15 protein-coding genes are annotated in these 14,689 nt (G+C 59.6%); 6 read left to right on the forward strand and 9 right to left on the reverse strand.

Translation table 11 applies throughout. The annotated features are described in order from the left end of the window. The first annotated feature begins 67 nt into the window (after positions 1-67). Together IFU00_18615 and IFU00_18620 are read left to right on the forward strand one after the other, a co-directional pair. Positions 68-745 (forward strand): N-acetyltransferase, encoded by a 678-nt coding sequence (locus IFU00_18615; GenBank protein MBD8544293.1) that lies wholly within the window; start codon positions 68-70, stop codon positions 743-745. A 78-nt stretch (positions 746-823) separates the two neighbouring features. Then, positions 824-1,702, forward strand: a complete 879-nt coding sequence (locus tag IFU00_18620) for a ThiF family adenylyltransferase (protein ID MBD8544294.1) — start codon at positions 824-826, stop codon at positions 1,700-1,702. A 127-nt stretch (positions 1,703-1,829) separates the two neighbouring features. Here the strand turns inward: IFU00_18620 and pepA are convergent, their stop codons facing one another. From pepA to IFU00_18665, 9 genes are all read right to left on the reverse strand, one after another. After that, on the reverse strand, positions 1,830-2,633 hold the full coding sequence (pepA, locus tag IFU00_18625) for a flocculation-associated PEP-CTERM protein PepA (protein MBD8544295.1): 804 nt from the start codon (positions 2,631-2,633) through the stop codon (positions 1,830-1,832). A 183-nt stretch (positions 2,634-2,816) separates the two neighbouring features. Further along, a complete protein-coding gene (locus IFU00_18630; protein ID MBD8544296.1) occupies positions 2,817-3,482 on the reverse strand; it encodes a class I SAM-dependent methyltransferase in 666 nt (221 codons plus the stop codon). Positions 3,483-3,616: 134 nt separating this feature from the next. Continuing rightward, the gene (locus IFU00_18635) at positions 3,617-4,351 is read right to left on the reverse strand and encodes a GNAT family N-acetyltransferase (protein ID MBD8544297.1); all 735 of its coding nucleotides are present in this window, start codon (positions 4,349-4,351) and stop codon (positions 3,617-3,619) included. A gap of 148 nt (positions 4,352-4,499) precedes the next feature. After that, positions 4,500-5,600, reverse strand: coding sequence for a nucleotidyltransferase family protein (locus IFU00_18640; protein ID MBD8544298.1), 1,101 nt, complete (start codon positions 5,598-5,600; stop codon positions 4,500-4,502). Beyond that, the gene (locus IFU00_18645) at positions 5,597-6,514 is read right to left on the reverse strand and encodes an HprK-related kinase A (GenBank protein ID MBD8544299.1); all 918 of its coding nucleotides are present in this window, start codon (positions 6,512-6,514) and stop codon (positions 5,597-5,599) included. The genes IFU00_18640 and IFU00_18645 overlap by 4 nt, the downstream gene beginning before the upstream one ends. Next, on the reverse strand, positions 6,502-6,747 hold the full coding sequence (locus IFU00_18650) for an HPr-rel-A system PqqD family peptide chaperone (GenBank protein MBD8544300.1): 246 nt from the start codon (positions 6,745-6,747) through the stop codon (positions 6,502-6,504). The genes IFU00_18645 and IFU00_18650 overlap by 13 nt, the downstream gene beginning before the upstream one ends. A 37-nt stretch (positions 6,748-6,784) precedes the next feature. Beyond that, entirely contained in the window at positions 6,785-7,378 is a 594-nt protein-coding gene (locus IFU00_18655; protein MBD8544301.1) for a hypothetical protein, read from the reverse strand. A gap of 171 nt (positions 7,379-7,549) precedes the next feature. Further along, positions 7,550-8,167 (reverse strand): polysaccharide biosynthesis/export family protein, encoded by a 618-nt coding sequence (locus IFU00_18660; protein MBD8544302.1) that lies wholly within the window; start codon positions 8,165-8,167, stop codon positions 7,550-7,552. Positions 8,168-8,338: 171 nt separating this feature from the next. After that, on the reverse strand, positions 8,339-9,106 hold the full coding sequence (locus IFU00_18665; GenBank protein MBD8544303.1) for a trypsin-like peptidase domain-containing protein: 768 nt from the start codon (positions 9,104-9,106) through the stop codon (positions 8,339-8,341). A 399-nt stretch (positions 9,107-9,505) separates the two neighbouring features. Between IFU00_18665 and IFU00_18670 the strand changes: the two genes are divergently transcribed. Genes IFU00_18670 through IFU00_18685 form a run of 4 tightly spaced genes read left to right on the forward strand, consistent with a single transcriptional unit; the run spans position 9,506 to position 14,685 of the window. Next, positions 9,506-11,041 carry a chain length-determining protein gene (locus tag IFU00_18670; GenBank protein MBD8544304.1) on the forward strand — a complete coding sequence of 512 codons (1,536 nt, stop codon included), beginning with the start codon at positions 9,506-9,508 and terminating at the stop codon, positions 11,039-11,041. A gap of 26 nt (positions 11,042-11,067) precedes the next feature. Beyond that, entirely contained in the window at positions 11,068-12,021 is a 954-nt protein-coding gene (locus IFU00_18675; protein ID MBD8544305.1) for a tyrosine-protein kinase family protein, read from the forward strand. 19 nt (positions 12,022-12,040) lie between these two features. Beyond that, on the forward strand, positions 12,041-13,627 hold the full coding sequence (locus tag IFU00_18680; GenBank protein MBD8544306.1) for a TIGR03016 family PEP-CTERM system-associated outer membrane protein: 1,587 nt from the start codon (positions 12,041-12,043) through the stop codon (positions 13,625-13,627). A 17-nt stretch (positions 13,628-13,644) separates the two neighbouring features. Further along, positions 13,645-14,685: an AAA family ATPase gene (locus tag IFU00_18685; protein ID MBD8544307.1), complete on the forward strand. Its 1,041-nt coding sequence runs from the start codon at positions 13,645-13,647 to the stop codon at positions 14,683-14,685. Positions 14,686-14,689: the final 4 nt, after the last annotated feature.

Below are 14,689 nucleotides of genomic sequence, written 5' to 3' on the forward strand. Positions count from 1 at the left end.
CGATGATATTTATTCATCCTATCGAACGCTCAATTTATTGATGTCGAGATAAGATGTCATGACATAAATAAGGATGTTTATCGTGAACGACGATTCATACGGAATCCGGCTTACCGATACTTCGGACGGTCGCAACTCGGCCAGCATGCTGATCAACAGGATGTACGCCTGGCGTGGCTATTCCGGAGATCACCGGCCGAGCAACGACCCCAATCGCATCACGCTGACCGCCACCGACAAAGGCGACGTCGTCGGCACTCTCAGCATCGGCATCGATTCCGAGGTCGGGCTGATGGCCGATGAAGTCTTCGGCGTTGAACTCGATGCACACCGCGCCAATGGCGCGCGCCTGTGCGAATTCACCAAATTTGCTTTCGATCCGTCGGTACGCTCGAAAACCGCGTTGGCCAACGTGTTCCACCTGGCCGTCATCTACGCCCGCGACATGCATGGCTGCACCGACATCATCATCGAGGTCAACCCCCGCCACCGCCGCTTCTACGAGCGGATGCTGGGGTTTCGCAAAGAGGGGGACCTCAAGATCAACACGCGGGTGGATGCGCCAGCCTACCTGCTGCGCGTAAACCTCAACTACGTAACCGAGCAGATCAGCATTTTTGGCGGCACCTTTGCCGCCGATGGCGAAACCGAAGAGCGCTCGTTCTACCCATACTTCTTCTCGCCCCGCGAGGAACGCGGTATCATCAACCGCCTGCTGCGCATGGATGAGTCACATCCGGCGTAAGCGACCGCGCCGCCGGTATGCGCCCTGCTCTTCCCGCGGCGCCGACCAGCTTGTCCCTACTTTTTCGCAATGTCCCCGATGAGCAATCCGTTCCAGTACGAGCAGGCGTTTTCACGCAATATTGGCTGGGTCACGCCTGCCGAACAGCAGCAGTTGCGTGGCAAGCGCATTGCCATCGCGGGCGGCGGCGGGGTTGGTGGCGTGCACCTGCTGACGCTGGTCCGCCTGGGCGTCACGCATTTTCACATTGCCGACTTCGACACGTTCGACATTCCCAACTTCAACCGCCAAGTCGGCGCGATGATGTCGACAGTCGGCCAGCCCAAGGCCGATGTGCTGGCGCGCATGGCGCGCGACATCAACCCCGACATCGACATCAGGATCTTTGCCGAAGGCGTCCATGCCGACAATCTTGATGAATTCCTGGCCGGGGTCGATCTGTACGTCGATGCGCTCGACTTCTTCGCTTTCGATGCGCGCCAGCAGACCTTTGCCGCCTGCGCACGGCGCGGTATCCCGGCCACCACGGCAGCGCCACTGGGCATGGGCGCCGCTCTGCTCAACTTCATGCCGGGCAAGATGACGTTCGAAGAGTATTTTGGCTGGGGCGATTTGCCGGAGCAGGAAAAAGCGATCCGCTTCGTGGTCGGCCTGGCGCCGGCCGGTCTGCACCGCAACTACCTGATGGTGCCGGGAGCGGTGAACTTCGCCGAGCGGCGCGGCCCGTCGACCTTCATGGCCTGCCAGCTGTGCGCGGGCATCATTGCCACTGAGTCGCTCAAGATCCTGCTAGGCCGCGGCGACGTGCTGGCGGCGCCGTGGGGCATGCAGTTCGATGCCTACCGCAACAAGCTCAAGCGCACGTGGCGGCCGGGCGGCAACCGGCATCCGATCCAGCGTCTGGCAATTGCCATTGGCCGGCGTCAATTCGCGCGCATGGCGGCTGCCGGCCGCTGAACGATTGGTGCGTCGGCTCATCGGCGCATCATGCTGACGAATCAGGCAACGAAAAAAAACCACTGCCGTTTCCGGTAGTGGTTTTTTCTTGCTTAAGAAGAAGGCCTGCGCAGCAGGCCCATTATTCTTAGGCAGCTTTCTTGTTGCGGCGACGTGCTGCGTACAGACCCAGCATGCCCAGGCCCAGCAGGCCAACCGATGCTGGCTCTGGCACTTCAGCTGCGCGCGAGAACACTACGTTCAAGCCGCCGTTGATTTCAACCGTACCGGTTGGCGTGAAGTTGTTCAGGTTACCCGACTGGAACGACATGTTGTAGAACGGATTCGGTGCGACAAAGATGGTCTTGCCGAAAGGCGTCAGGCTGAACGTGGTTTCCGAACCAAAGCTACCGCAGTTCAGGCCATTCGAATCGCCGCAGGTGCTCAGCGATGGGTTCAACGTGCCTTCGCCAGACAGTGCATTTCCGGTTGCCAGCAGGCGGTCATCGCCAGAGCTGGTGAACACGAAGTTGCCCGAACCGGTCGTTGGCACAGTACGGTCGGTATCGTTGTTCACGTCCAGGAACATCTGCAGAGCGCCCGAGCCTGGCAGGAAGTTGAAGGTGGTTGCACCGCCAGTGGTAGTGTAGTTGCCCGATGCCTTGTAGATTGCGTAGATGCCGTAGTCATTGTCCAAACCCGTGTTGCGCACGTTCTGGGTTCCGCCGCCGGTGATGAACTGACCGGCGTTCCACAGCAGCGACACATTAAACGTGCCGTCAGGGTTGAAGGTTGCCAGCTCGACGTAGTTGCCGCCGATTTTGTCAGCCTTGAAATTCTTGCCTTCGACAGACACGCTGAACTCGTTGAACAGCGCGGCATTTGCATTGATGCTGAACAGGGAAGCAGCTGCGATCGATGCGGCGACGATGGTTTTCTTGAAGGCGTTCATTTTGTAGATCTCCTGGGTTGTCTGGGGTACTGCTCACGGAGGTATATAAGCAATCACCGTGCCAGCCAAAGAGATCTGTTTTAAATCAAACAGTTAGCGTTTTTTGATGATCAACACGAAACACCAGTGTAAAAAATACCGACAGCATATTTACTGTATGACGAACATGCTGTCAGAGCAGTCCTACACCGGCTTACGCACAACTACATTCCATGTATTTCCAGACGTAAATTCCGAATGAATCTCATACCCTGCTGCCAGCATCTTGGCGCGTAGTTCTTCGATATGGAATGGGCTGTAAAGAATGCCCTTGCGGATTCCCCAGTCATTGATTTTTTGCGCTGCCCAGCGCAGCGGTGCGAATCCGGTTGGATACAACAACACGTTTGCCGCCATGGTGCCACCTGGCTTGAGCACACGCAGGATGTCGCGCAAGGCGCCATCGATCGTCGGGAAGCAGTGGATCGAGTTGGCGATATTGGCCGTGTCGTAGCTGTTGTCGGCAAACGGCAGCTGTGCCGCATCGGCGTGCTGGACAACAACCTGGGGATTATTGGCAAAACGGCGCTTGGCACCGGCCAGCATCGACGGGGCGTAGTCGATACCAGTCACCTTGACTTGCGGCAGCTTGCGGCGACGGCGCCAGTTCAGCACCATCTCGAGCAGCGTTCCGGTGCCGCATGCCACTTCCAGGTGTTCCGGACCGAAGTTCGGTCCGAAGAAGCGCATCTGGGTGCCGATGGTGCTGTTATAAGCGAAGGTCAGAATGAAGAAACCGCGCAGGTCGTACCACCACGGCTCGGAGGAATAGGCTTCGGCGATTTCGTCCCTGGTCTTACCTGTCGTCATGGCGCACCCTCATTGTCAAATACAAGAGCGCTGAATATAGGACGTTCCTGCCAAGCAGGCAAGGAACAAATGCAACAGAGAAAGTATGGCAGGCTGCCGGGGCCCTTCTGGATGGACCGCAGACGGGTGAGCGATTAACCGAGTTGGCGCAAACGGTTGATGATGCCGGCCTCTTCGCGCTGCGAAAAGAACCATGGAAACAGCGAGCGCTCGCCCACTGCCTTGTCCTGCATGCCACCCCACTTGGCCACCTGCTCGGTCCCATAGGCTGTAGCGGCACTGAGCAACACTGCCGGCGCCTGGACGCGCGGGTTGGGCCGCGCTTCGCACACTGTCTGGAAGCCCAACATGGCTTCATAGAACCGACGGTGACGTGGATTGACCTCGATAAAGATATGGCTGCAACCGTTCAGGTCACGGGCATAGATCAGGGCCACGTGAAACAGCGAGGCCAGCACGGCCTTGGATTTGATCGCCGGATCGACAGCCAGCTTGATGATTTCGCACACCTTGCCGCTACTGCGCTGGGTATCCACGTAGTCGGAAAACACCTGGTCGGCCATCAGGCCGATCTCGGAGTCCAAGCCCAAGCTCAATGTGCCGAACACCTGCCCGTGGTCCGAAGCGGTCAGCGTGATCCGGTTCGGGTCGTTGCCGATCTGGTGATTCCCGCTATAGCCGCGCCAGGCGTACATCTTACTGATGAGCATGCTTGCGGAGTTACGCTGGGTATCAATATCGGCCGCGCGAATGCCGAATACGCGTTCGTTGATGGTGACGTCGATGATGCTGGGATTCATTCCACCCTTAGCGAAGTCATCGCTGCCCAGACCTGCGCAAGAAACGGCTGGCGCTAATGTCTCGATCATATACTTCCTCCAGGCGAAACCGATGTGATGTATTAATGAAATGTGATCATCATAGCATCAATAATTACAATTTATAAATTTGGTTACCAAAATGAACTTTTTCTGGCACCAGGGCTACTAAACTCGTTAGAAAGTAAAGAGTAGCAGCTCAAGCGGCCTCTGCGGTACGTGGCGACAAGAAAGCCTTGTGAAACAAGTGGCGCGCGAGCAACACTGGTGGCATACGCAACCAGTTTCCGCGCACATACAAGGCAAAGCGGGCTGCACCGTCGAAGCGCGTAGCGCATTCCGGGTGCAATGGCGACAGCGCACGCAGGAAGAGCGCATCCATCAGTGGCAACAACAAGCGCGTCGGGCCAAACGGCGCGGCAGCAGCCAGCGTTGCGGCTGGCACCGGCGTCCCGAACGTGCGGGTGATGTAACGCAGTGCGTAGAACAACGGGCGCGTCAGTTCCAGCGCATCGGCGCGTGCCACGAGGCCATCCCAGAACCCTGGCTCGGTGCCAAAATGCAGCGCCAGGCGATGCAGGTCGAACAGGTCGCGCAAGCCCTGGTCGAATTCGCCACCGAAGAACAGGTGCACGGCGCTGTGCAAGAACATGTCGTGTGGGCATAGCGTGTAGATACCCAACGCGCCCTGCTCACTAGGAATCTCCCGTGCTGCCGCAAGCAACAGTGCCGGATCGGGCCGCACCGGGGCCGTTTCGGGCAGGATCGCGTGGTGAACATCAATTGCATTACCGCGGCGCAAATGCACCATTGGCGGCAGCTCATGCATCCAGGTGCGGTAATAGCGTTCGTCGTAGGCGTCATGGTGGGTGCTGGCCCAGCCATGAACCATCAGCGCGCGCTCTACCTGGTCGAGGCTGTCCTTCGGCACCAGAATGTCGATGTCCGAGAACAGGCGGCCACGCCCGGATGGCAGGCCGGCCATTGCATACGCCGCGCCCTTGAGCAAAATTAATGGCAGACCGAGACCGGCCAGGTCGCTGCGAATTCGTCCAACCTCATAGCCGGCAAGGCGCCGGTGACGCAGGGCCACGATACGCGCTGCTTCCAGGTGCTCACGCGGTTTGGGCGGCACATCGTTGAGCAGGCCGTTGTCTTCCAGCAAATAGACAAGGATTGCGCCGACATTGGCGCTGTTGGCCTGGCGCAGCAAGCGCTCCCAGCCAGGCAGGTCGAGAAAACGGACGCGGCCCGGCGTGGCCAGGACCTCGACCAGCAGCGATGAGGCAGGCGACATCATGACCCCACTCCCGCCAGGCGGTCGAACAGGGCGATGGCTTCATCAAGCTGGCTGTAGATAAATTCGTGACCATCACAATCATCGACCAGATTTGCCAGACAGTCGAAGCCATCCGGCCCGAGTGCGAAATAATTGAACGCGTTGTCGGCCACCTGCATGAATAGCTGGCCCTTGGAAACGGAGGTGAGCGTGGTGACGGCCCCTGCTTGATAGCGGGGGAACACGATATGGCGTGCACGCGCTGGCTCGCTGAACCGCACAACACTGTCGGGCGGCGCTTTCAGGTGCGCAATTGTCCCCTTTGTGGTGCCAGGCACCGGCGTACCCAGGAAAGCATCGGGCGCGAAAGCGCGGATGATATCGATCGACGCATTCTTGAGGCTGACCGGACGAGCCAGCGGCACCAGCAGGCCATCGCCACGCCGCACCAGCGTCAATTCGTCCGAGAGCAAACGCCAGCCACGGCAGACCAGGGCCGCGCACAGCGTGCTTTTGCCGGAACCGGGCGGCGCTGGCAAGACGATCGCGCACCCGTTACGCTCGACAACGGCCCCATGCACGATCAGGTAGCGGTGAGCACGATTGGAGACGCACCAGTTCATGACCCATTCGAACATCGGCCAAGCCTGGGCCAGCGGCAGCGGGGCGAATGGCTGGCGGCCATCGTAATCGAAGCGCACCTGGGGATGCCACCAGCGGCGCAGGCCGGTGGGCTGACGCAGACGCACCTGAAAATCGGCGAAGCCCCCCTCCTCTTCGATCGGATAGTCGTGATACAGAGACCCTATCCCATCGGCGACGAGTGAAATATTTGATTGAATACGGCTGACAAAAGGTCCAGTACGCAGTAACAGACCGGGACCGTCAAGACGCCGCACCAGTTCAGCACGGCCCAGATCGGCTACAAGGGACATTGTTCAATGAGATCCAGGCTGGCAAGTTGTCCGAGCAGGTTGGCCACGTCGTCGGACAGGGTCGCATCGTCCACTTCAAAGCGATCGCGCAGCGCCGTCGTCAGGGCCGATTCGGAGAGCGGGCCCGCACCGAGTTGTTCAAGCACGACGAGCGCCTCAGGACTCAGCAGATGGGTGGCGCCGGACAGCGAATTGAACAATACGACTTCATCCTGAAACTGACGGAAATGCAAGCCTGCATCCCCGGGACGGCGCCAGGACCCGGTGCGGTCACCGGCCGTGGATAGAGACAAGATAATCTCTGACCTCGGCAACGGACCAGTAGGTATTGGCGTCTACCTTGAAGTAACCACTTACCTTGAGCTCGCTCCACATGCGCTTGAGCGTGGGTACGGTGAGAACCGGAACGCGCTCGGAAATGACATTGAGATAAGCCGCCGCCAGGTGGCAGCCGATTTTATCCCTGTCGTAACTTGCCTTCATCACTGCAAGCAGGCTATCCCTGTAGTACGTTGTTGCAAAACGACGCTCATTGCAGGAGAAGACCTCGGCAAAGCGCTTTGTCTTGTTACAAGGCCAGCCACTCTGGATAAAGCACCACATCGTTGGCGACAAGGGACGGCATCGCTGCTCGGTGGCGATGTTGCTGTTCAGGCCAGCCGATTCGTACGCCGACGGCGACTCGCACACGAAACCGGTTTTGCTGAGCGTCGCGTGGCTCTCGAGCGTCCACAACACACCAGCTGCACCCAGGCCTGCCTTGGCCAGGCGACGACGCGTTGCGCCGTGCTTGGGCATTGCTGGCGGTACCGGTGGGGGTAGCTGCTGCGGCTCGTTACCGCTTTGTTGTTGATCATTAGCCACGGATAGTCCTCGATTTCAATTGCGCACGCAGATGAACGAGCAAAATTCGTGCCCAAAAAAGTTCCTGCGGGAATATTTTATAAAAAACAATTACTTAAGTGATACTCAAACTTGCTTTAGTACATTGACAAGCTACACGAGAAACAGTGTGTAAGAATATCCGACAACAGCTTAGAAGAAACTTTCGGGGATAACCAGGATATCGCCGGGACGCATCATGATATTAGCTGATATATCGCCATCCTTGATCAAGTCGTCCAGTCGGACCATCAATTTTTCTTGCTTGCCATCGACGTTGCGAATGATACTGGCCTTGTTGCCCGAGGCAAATTCTGTCACACCACCGACAGCGATCACGACATCCATCACCGACATATCGCGGCGATACGGCAGCGCTTGTGGACGTGCAGCCTGGCCGATCACGCGGATCTGCTCACTGAAGTTACCGACGAAACTGGTGACGATGACGGTGACCACTGGCTGTTGAATGAACTTGGCCAAGGCGCCTTCGATATCGCGCGCCAGCTGGGTCGAGGTCTTGCCTGCGGCCGGCAAGTCTTCTACCAATGGCGTCGTGATCTTTCCATCCGGACGAACCGGGACCGACATCGATACTTCAGGGTTACGCCAGACAATGATATTAACGCTGTCGCCAGGGCCGATCAGGTAATCCGGATTGATCGGCGCCATGGCAGCACTGCTCGGCGCCACAGGCGTGGCACAGCCGCCAAGGATCAGCATGCAGGCAGCAGCACCAGCGGCTACCAGGTATTTTGTCAGTTTCATCATCGCTTCAGTCCTATTGCACCGCGTGCTCTACTTGCTAAATGGCGTACGGCGCACATCAATAATTGTTATTTCGGCATCATGACCTACGCTATTGTAGCGCAGACCTCGAATGAAACAAGCCATGCACAGTTGAAATACTTTGGTGTTGCGACTTTCAGACGACCGCCTTGCCTACCGTGCCAGTAGTTCTTTTACATGGCGCACGGGGATCGCATAGGTGATCCCGCTCGGCGCCGTGATTGCGGTTTCCTTCAAGCCCTTCACAAACACCATATTGATCACCCCCAGAACCTGTCCGGTGTCGGGGTCATATAGCGGACTGCCACTGTTGCCCGGATAGGCAGTCCCATCAAGCTGATAGATGCTGAAGGCCGTGCGTTGTAATTGGGCCACGGCGCGTGCATCGAGTCGGCGCGCACTAAGCGATGGCTGCATGACCGGGGTGATTGCCGCCAGCAGCGCGCGGTGCGTCGCCGGATACAACCCCAGCACCATGCCGAGCGGGAATCCGGTGAATGCCAGCGCCTGCCCTTCGGCCGCCATGCTCGCCTCGCCCAGCCGCATTGCGGGCAATGGCGCCCCTTCAAAGCGCAGGTGCGCCAGGTCATGCTGGCGATCAACGCCGATCACCTGGACCGCGCGAAAACGTACACCGGTGCCATCAGGGATGACAATACCCAGTTGTTCGAGCCTTGCCCCATCAAGCTGATTCGGCACGACGTGAGCATTTGTGATCACGCTCAGGCCGTCGCCGACCACAAACCCCGTGCCGCTGAACACGATGGCCGGGCTGCGGGTCTGCATTTGCGTGCCAATGCCCACGATCGAAGGCTTGACCGCTGCCACCGTCTGAACCAGAGTCGCGGAGATTGCGGGCAGACCCATGCTCCAGGCTAGCACCCCTGCTGCCAGCTTCATTCCAATCATTCGACGCATCATCAGGACTTCTCGACTTCTCTGTGTAGTGTAGTTGCACAACGGAAGCAATCGTACGGACCATTTCGGAATTTAGCCATTATAATAAGAACCTTTGAATTTGAGCAACACGCCTTTCTTCCTGCTTCATCACGATCCAGCAGCAACGGTTCAAAAAAATACACCAAGCAAGTTCATCAAATGTTTGCGATAATGCAACAATTAAGCGTGCACTAATGAAATTTATTTAAGATTCCCGACCGCTGTTTGCGGATGTGTTGCAAACAATGGTACCAATTACCCAGAATCGCTGGATTTCCTAACCCTCAATTGCAATTGCTTAGGGTACAAGCGATCATGCACGTTGTTTATTTGTGAGCCTGGTTTTTTAGGAACCGGGACCTGACCGGCGAGACCGATACGATGGCTGAAATTACTTCCCAGATTCTTAACTTATTAAAAGCCATCGGCAAGTACCGCTGGCATGCGGTCATCATCGCCTGGGTAGTGGCGCTGGCCGGGTGGCTGGTCGTCTATACACTACCCAATCAGTACCAGGCCTCGGCTCGCGTTTACGTTGATACCCAGAGCATCCTCAAGCCACTGCTCTCCGGCATGACCATGCTGCCCAACCTGGAGCAGCAGGTGCTGTTCATGCGCCGCACGCTGATCAGCCGTCCGAACGTGGAACGCGTCGTGCGCGAGGTTGACCTGGATGTCAAAGCGAGCGACGCGAAGGAAATGAACAAGCTGGTCGACGACATGATGGCCAACATCAAGATTGCCGGCACTGAACGCGATGACATCTACACCATCAGCTACACGGGCACCAGCGCGCGCGAAGGTAAGGACGTGGTCCAGGCTTTCCTGACGATCTTCGTCGAAGGCAGCTTTGGCGGCAAGAAGCAGGATTCCGACAAGGCAGTCGAATTCATCGACGACCAGATCCGTAGCTACGAAGAACGCCTGGCCGAAGCCGAGAACGCGCTCAAGGAATTCAAGATCAAGAACATCGGCATGTTGCCGAGCCAAGGCGCCGACTACGGCTCGCGCATGATGGCCACCAATGAAGCGCTGAACCAGGCGCGTCTGGAACTGGCTGAGGCAGAACAGGCGCGCAATGCAATTCGCCGCCAGATTTCGGGCGACAACCGCGGCGGCAGCGGCACGCGTGCTGCGCCGATCTTCGTCGATCCGGTCATGGACGAACGCATCGCCAACGTCAACAAGACGCTCGACACACTGCGCACCCAGTACACCGAGCAGCATCCCGACATCGTCGCCAATCGCCGCCTGCTCGAGCAGTTGCTGGAACGCCGCGCCGAGGCTGCCAAGAACACCAAACCAAGCCTGGATCCGGGTGCGAGCTACAGCCCGATGTTGCAGCAGTTGACTGTACAATTGTCCGATGCCGAAGCGCGCGTCGCTTCGCTGCAAGCGCGTGTGGCCGAATTCAGTTCGCGTTCCGGTCGCCTGCGCGGCCAGGGCGAGCAGGTGCCCGAGATCGAGGCCCAGTTGGCACGCCTGAACCGCGACTACGAAGTCAATCGCGAAAACTACCAGAAGCTGGTCGAGCGCCGCGAGTCGGCCAAGCTGTCGGGGGACCTGTCGTCGGCCACCGACATGCTCACCTTCCGCGTGATTGACCCGCCAACGGCACCAAATATTCCAAGCGGCCCGAACCGTCTGCGACTGTTCTCGCTGGTCTTTGTCGCCGCCCTCCTCGCCGGCCTGGCCGGTGCGTTCCTGTTGAGCCAGCTGCGTCCGACTTTCCTGAGCCAGGCTGCGCTGCGTGACGCAACGGGTCTGCCGATCCTCGGGTCGGTGAGCATGAACTGGACCGCCGAACAGACCGTGCTGCGCAAGCGCCGCCTGCTCGCCTTGGCCGCCTCGGTGCTGGTGCTGTTCGGCCTGTATGGTGCCGGCGTCGCCGCCATCCTGGTTCGCACGACGATGTAAGGCCGGTTGGCCATCAAGGAGCAAATGTGAGCATTATCGAAAAAGCGGCCAGCCGCATTGACCAGCAGCGCCAGAACGCTGCTCCCACTCCCGCTGCCAGTACCGCGGCGGATCAGAGCGATCCAATCGTCACCAATCCCGAATTCATCCCGGCGCGCCAGGCATCGCAGGATGCCGTCCGTGCGGAACCGGTTCTGACCACCGCCCCGGCGTCCGATGCCCCCCGCGAGGAGCTACTTGCCGGGCGCCAAAGCACCCGCCGCATCGAACTGGACCTGGCACGCATGCGCGAGCTGGGCATGGTGACGGCAGCGGGTGGACGCACCAACTTGCTGGAAGAGTTCCGCATCATCAAGCGCCCGCTGCTCAAGCGCGCCTTTGCCGAACGCGGTCCCAAGGAAAATCCGGGCAACCTGATCATGGTGACAAGCTCGCTGCCGGGCGAAGGCAAGACCTACAGCGCGATCAACCTGGCCATGAGCATTGCCATGGAGCTCGATCACACCGTCCTGCTGGTCGATGCCGACGTGGCGCGCCCTTCGGTGTTGCGCACGCTCGGCCTGCCCGCCCAGCGCGGCCTGATGGACATCCTGCTGGACGACACGCTCGATCTGTCGGACGTCATGTTGCGCACCAACGTCGACACGCTGTCCATTCTGCCGGCCGGCACCAGCACGCCGCGCGCGACCGAACTGCTGGCCAGCTCGACGATGACAGCGATGGTGCACGAGCTGGCGCACCGCTATCCGGACCGCGTGATCATCTTCGACTCGCCGCCCCTGATGCTCACCAGTGAATCGCGCGTGCTGGCCAGCCACATGGGCCAGATCGTCGTGGTGGTAGAAGCCCAGACCACGACCCAGCACGCAGTCAAGGAAGCCCTGCAGCAGCTCGAAGGAATGGCAAACGTCAATCTCCTGTACAACAAGACCAGGGATATTCCTGGCATTGAAGAAACGTATGATTATCACTATGGCTAAAGGGCGCGCTGGCCGTGCCATGCCGCGCCTGGCGCCGCTGGCGGCGGCTGCGATGCTGCTGGCCGCATTCCCGGCGCAGGCCGAATGGAGAGTCACGCCGACGCTGCTCGTCAGTGAGATCTGGACGGATAACGTCAACCTGACCGAAGACGCGCTCGCATACAGCGACCTGATCACTCAAGTATCGCCCGGCATTACGGTGCTCAACCGCAGCCGGCGCCTGAAAGTCGAGGCCACCGCACAGTTGCACGCGTTCGCGTACCTGCACGGCAACGACAACCGCGATCGGTCCGACCCTGATGTCATCGGCCAGAACTTCAATACCTCGAATACGCAGCGCACCTACCGTGGCACGCTCAACGGCGAAGTCGTGCGCGACCTGTTCTTCATCGACGCCAGCGCCTCACGTGGGCAGCGGAGCGTCTCGGCCTTCGGTCCGCGCGCCGGCAACGACATGTACTCGAACCGCAACCGTGCGGATATCGACAGCTGGAGTATCAGCCCCTACCTGACCCATACGTTCGGCAATGTTGCGGCAGGTACACTGCGCTACACGCGTGACTCGGTCGGCGGTGGCGATACCCTCGGTTATCGCGGCACCGGTGGCGACACCATCCAGGCCACACTCAACAGCGGCCGAGGCTTCCGGACAGTTGGCTGGGGCATCTCGTATCTCAAGCAGGAACTGGGCGGCGCCGAGTATGGCGATTCGTCAACCGAAAACCTGTCAGGCAATCTGCGGTACGTCCTCACCCAGCGCCTGTCGCTGCTGGCCAACGCCGGCTATGACCGTTACCGGTACGAGGGACTGGGCGATGGCGACCAGGGCGCCAACTGGTCACTGGGCTTTGCCTGGTCGCCATCGCTGCGCACCAATGTCCAGGCGACGCTGGGTCGTCACTTCTACGGCACCACCGGCACGCTGTCCGTGCTGCACCGGTCCCGTCACACGACCTGGAACATCAGCTACGACGATGCGGTAACCACGTCGCGCCAGCAATTCCTGCTGCCCTCGACCTTCGATACAGCAGGCCTGCTCGACAGCATGTTCACCACGGCCTATCCCGATCCGATCGAGCGCCAACGCATCGTCGCAGCCTACATCCAGGCGAACGGTCTGCCGCCATCGCTGACCGAGAGCGTCAACTACCTGAGTAACCGGTTCCTGCGCCAGAAATCGCTGCGCGCATCGGTGGGATACCGCAGGGGGTTCAGCAACGCCGTGTTCTCGGTATATGCCACCGACCGCAATGCGCTGTCTTCCCAGCAAAGCGACAGTCCGCTGCTGGGCAGCCAGCAAATCGGCCTGAACGATAATGTGCGACAGAGTGGCTTCAACGCTAACTATACATACCGTCTCAGTTCGCGCTCCAATTTGACTGCCTCCTACAACTTCGACCAGAGCGAATCCCGCTCGGTCGGTCTTGAAGACCAGCAAAGCACGCTTCGTCTTGGCGTATCACGCCGTTTCGGCGACCTGCTCGGCGCGGTCGACCTGCGCCGTCGCAGCGGCGACGTCGGACGCTGGAACAGCGACCGCAGCGATATTGGCGGTGGCACCTACACCGAGCACGCCATGGTGGCGACCCTGTCCATGCAGTTCTAAAAACAGCGACAATCACGATGTACGAATCTTATTACGGCCTGTCGGCCAAGCCCTTCCAGCTCCGCCCTGACCCGCATTTCTTCTATGGGTCCAAGGGCCACAAGCGCGCCATGGCCTACCTCGAGTACGGCCTGTCGCAAGGCGAGGGCTTCATCGTCATCACGGGCGAAGTCGGCGCCGGCAAGACCACGCTCGTGCGCAATATGCTGGGCAAACTGCCGCTCGACCAGATCGTGGCCGCGCACATCGTCAACACCAGCCTCGATCCCGAAGACACGCTGCGCATGGTGGTGTCGAGCTTTGGCCTGCCGTACGAAGGCCAGAGCAAGGCCGAGCTGCTCAACCGCCTCGAACAGTTCCTGCGCACGGTCGACCGCCAGGGCAAGCGCGCCCTGCTCGTGATCGACGAAGCCCAGAACCTCAACGCCCGCACGGTTGAAGAACTGCGCATGCTGTCGAACTTCCAGACCGACGAACGCTCGCTGCTGCAGACGTTCCTGCTGGGCCAGCCCGAGTTTCGCGCCACGTTGCACAGCCCCGGCATGCAGCAGCTGCGCCAGCGTGTCATCGCCAGCTACCACCTGGGCCCAATGGATGCGGCCGAGACGCGCGCGTATGTCGAGCACCGCCTGAGCACCGTCGGCTGGCAGGGCACGCCATCGTTCGACGACGGCGCCTACAGTGCGATCTACGCCTACAGCGGCGGCATCCCGCGCAAGACCAACACGCTGATGGACCGCGTGCTCCTGATGGGCTACCTGGAAGAACTGCAGGCGTTCACCGAAGCGCACATCAACGACGTGGTGCGCGACATCTCGGAAGAATTCGACGCGCCCGATACCGACGACCTGGGCGATGCAAACGACCAGAAAATCGGCGGCGACCACGGCAACGAGCCACACCCGGGCGAGCGCCGCGCCAGCGTCGAGCAGCTCGACGAGCGCATGATGCGCCTCGAGAAATCGATCGTGTCGGTGCTGTCGATCCTGAAAAAGATCGCCGCCACGCCACCCAACGCCTCCGGCGCCGCGCCCCACCACCCGGACCACCAGGAATAACCCG

This window comes from Oxalobacteraceae sp. CFBP 8761, assembly GCA_014841595.1.
In the GTDB taxonomy this organism is placed as follows: domain Bacteria; phylum Pseudomonadota; class Gammaproteobacteria; order Burkholderiales; family Burkholderiaceae_D; genus Telluria.

Coding starts and splice junctions, on each gene's coding strand:
- IFU00_18680 (MBD8544306.1), top strand. CDS start 12,041: ATGCCGCGCCTGGCGCCGCTGGCGGCGGCTGCGATGCTGCTGGCCGCA.
- IFU00_18685 (MBD8544307.1), top strand. CDS start 13,645: ATGTACGAATCTTATTACGGCCTGTCGGCCAAGCCCTTCCAGCTCCGC.
- IFU00_18670 (MBD8544304.1), top strand. CDS start 9,506: ATGGCTGAAATTACTTCCCAGATTCTTAACTTATTAAAAGCCATCGGC.
- IFU00_18665 (MBD8544303.1), bottom strand. CDS start 9,106: ATGATGCGTCGAATGATTGGAATGAAGCTGGCAGCAGGGGTGCTAGCC.
- pepA (MBD8544295.1), bottom strand. CDS start 2,633: ATGAACGCCTTCAAGAAAACCATCGTCGCCGCATCGATCGCAGCTGCT.
- IFU00_18645 (MBD8544299.1), bottom strand. CDS start 6,514: ATGTCCCTTGTAGCCGATCTGGGCCGTGCTGAACTGGTGCGGCGTCTT.
- IFU00_18635 (MBD8544297.1), bottom strand. CDS start 4,351: ATGATCGAGACATTAGCGCCAGCCGTTTCTTGCGCAGGTCTGGGCAGC.
- IFU00_18620 (MBD8544294.1), top strand. CDS start 824: ATGAGCAATCCGTTCCAGTACGAGCAGGCGTTTTCACGCAATATTGGC.
- IFU00_18660 (MBD8544302.1), bottom strand. CDS start 8,167: ATGATGAAACTGACAAAATACCTGGTAGCCGCTGGTGCTGCTGCCTGC.
- IFU00_18640 (MBD8544298.1), bottom strand. CDS start 5,600: ATGATGTCGCCTGCCTCATCGCTGCTGGTCGAGGTCCTGGCCACGCCG.
- IFU00_18630 (MBD8544296.1), bottom strand. CDS start 3,482: ATGACGACAGGTAAGACCAGGGACGAAATCGCCGAAGCCTATTCCTCC.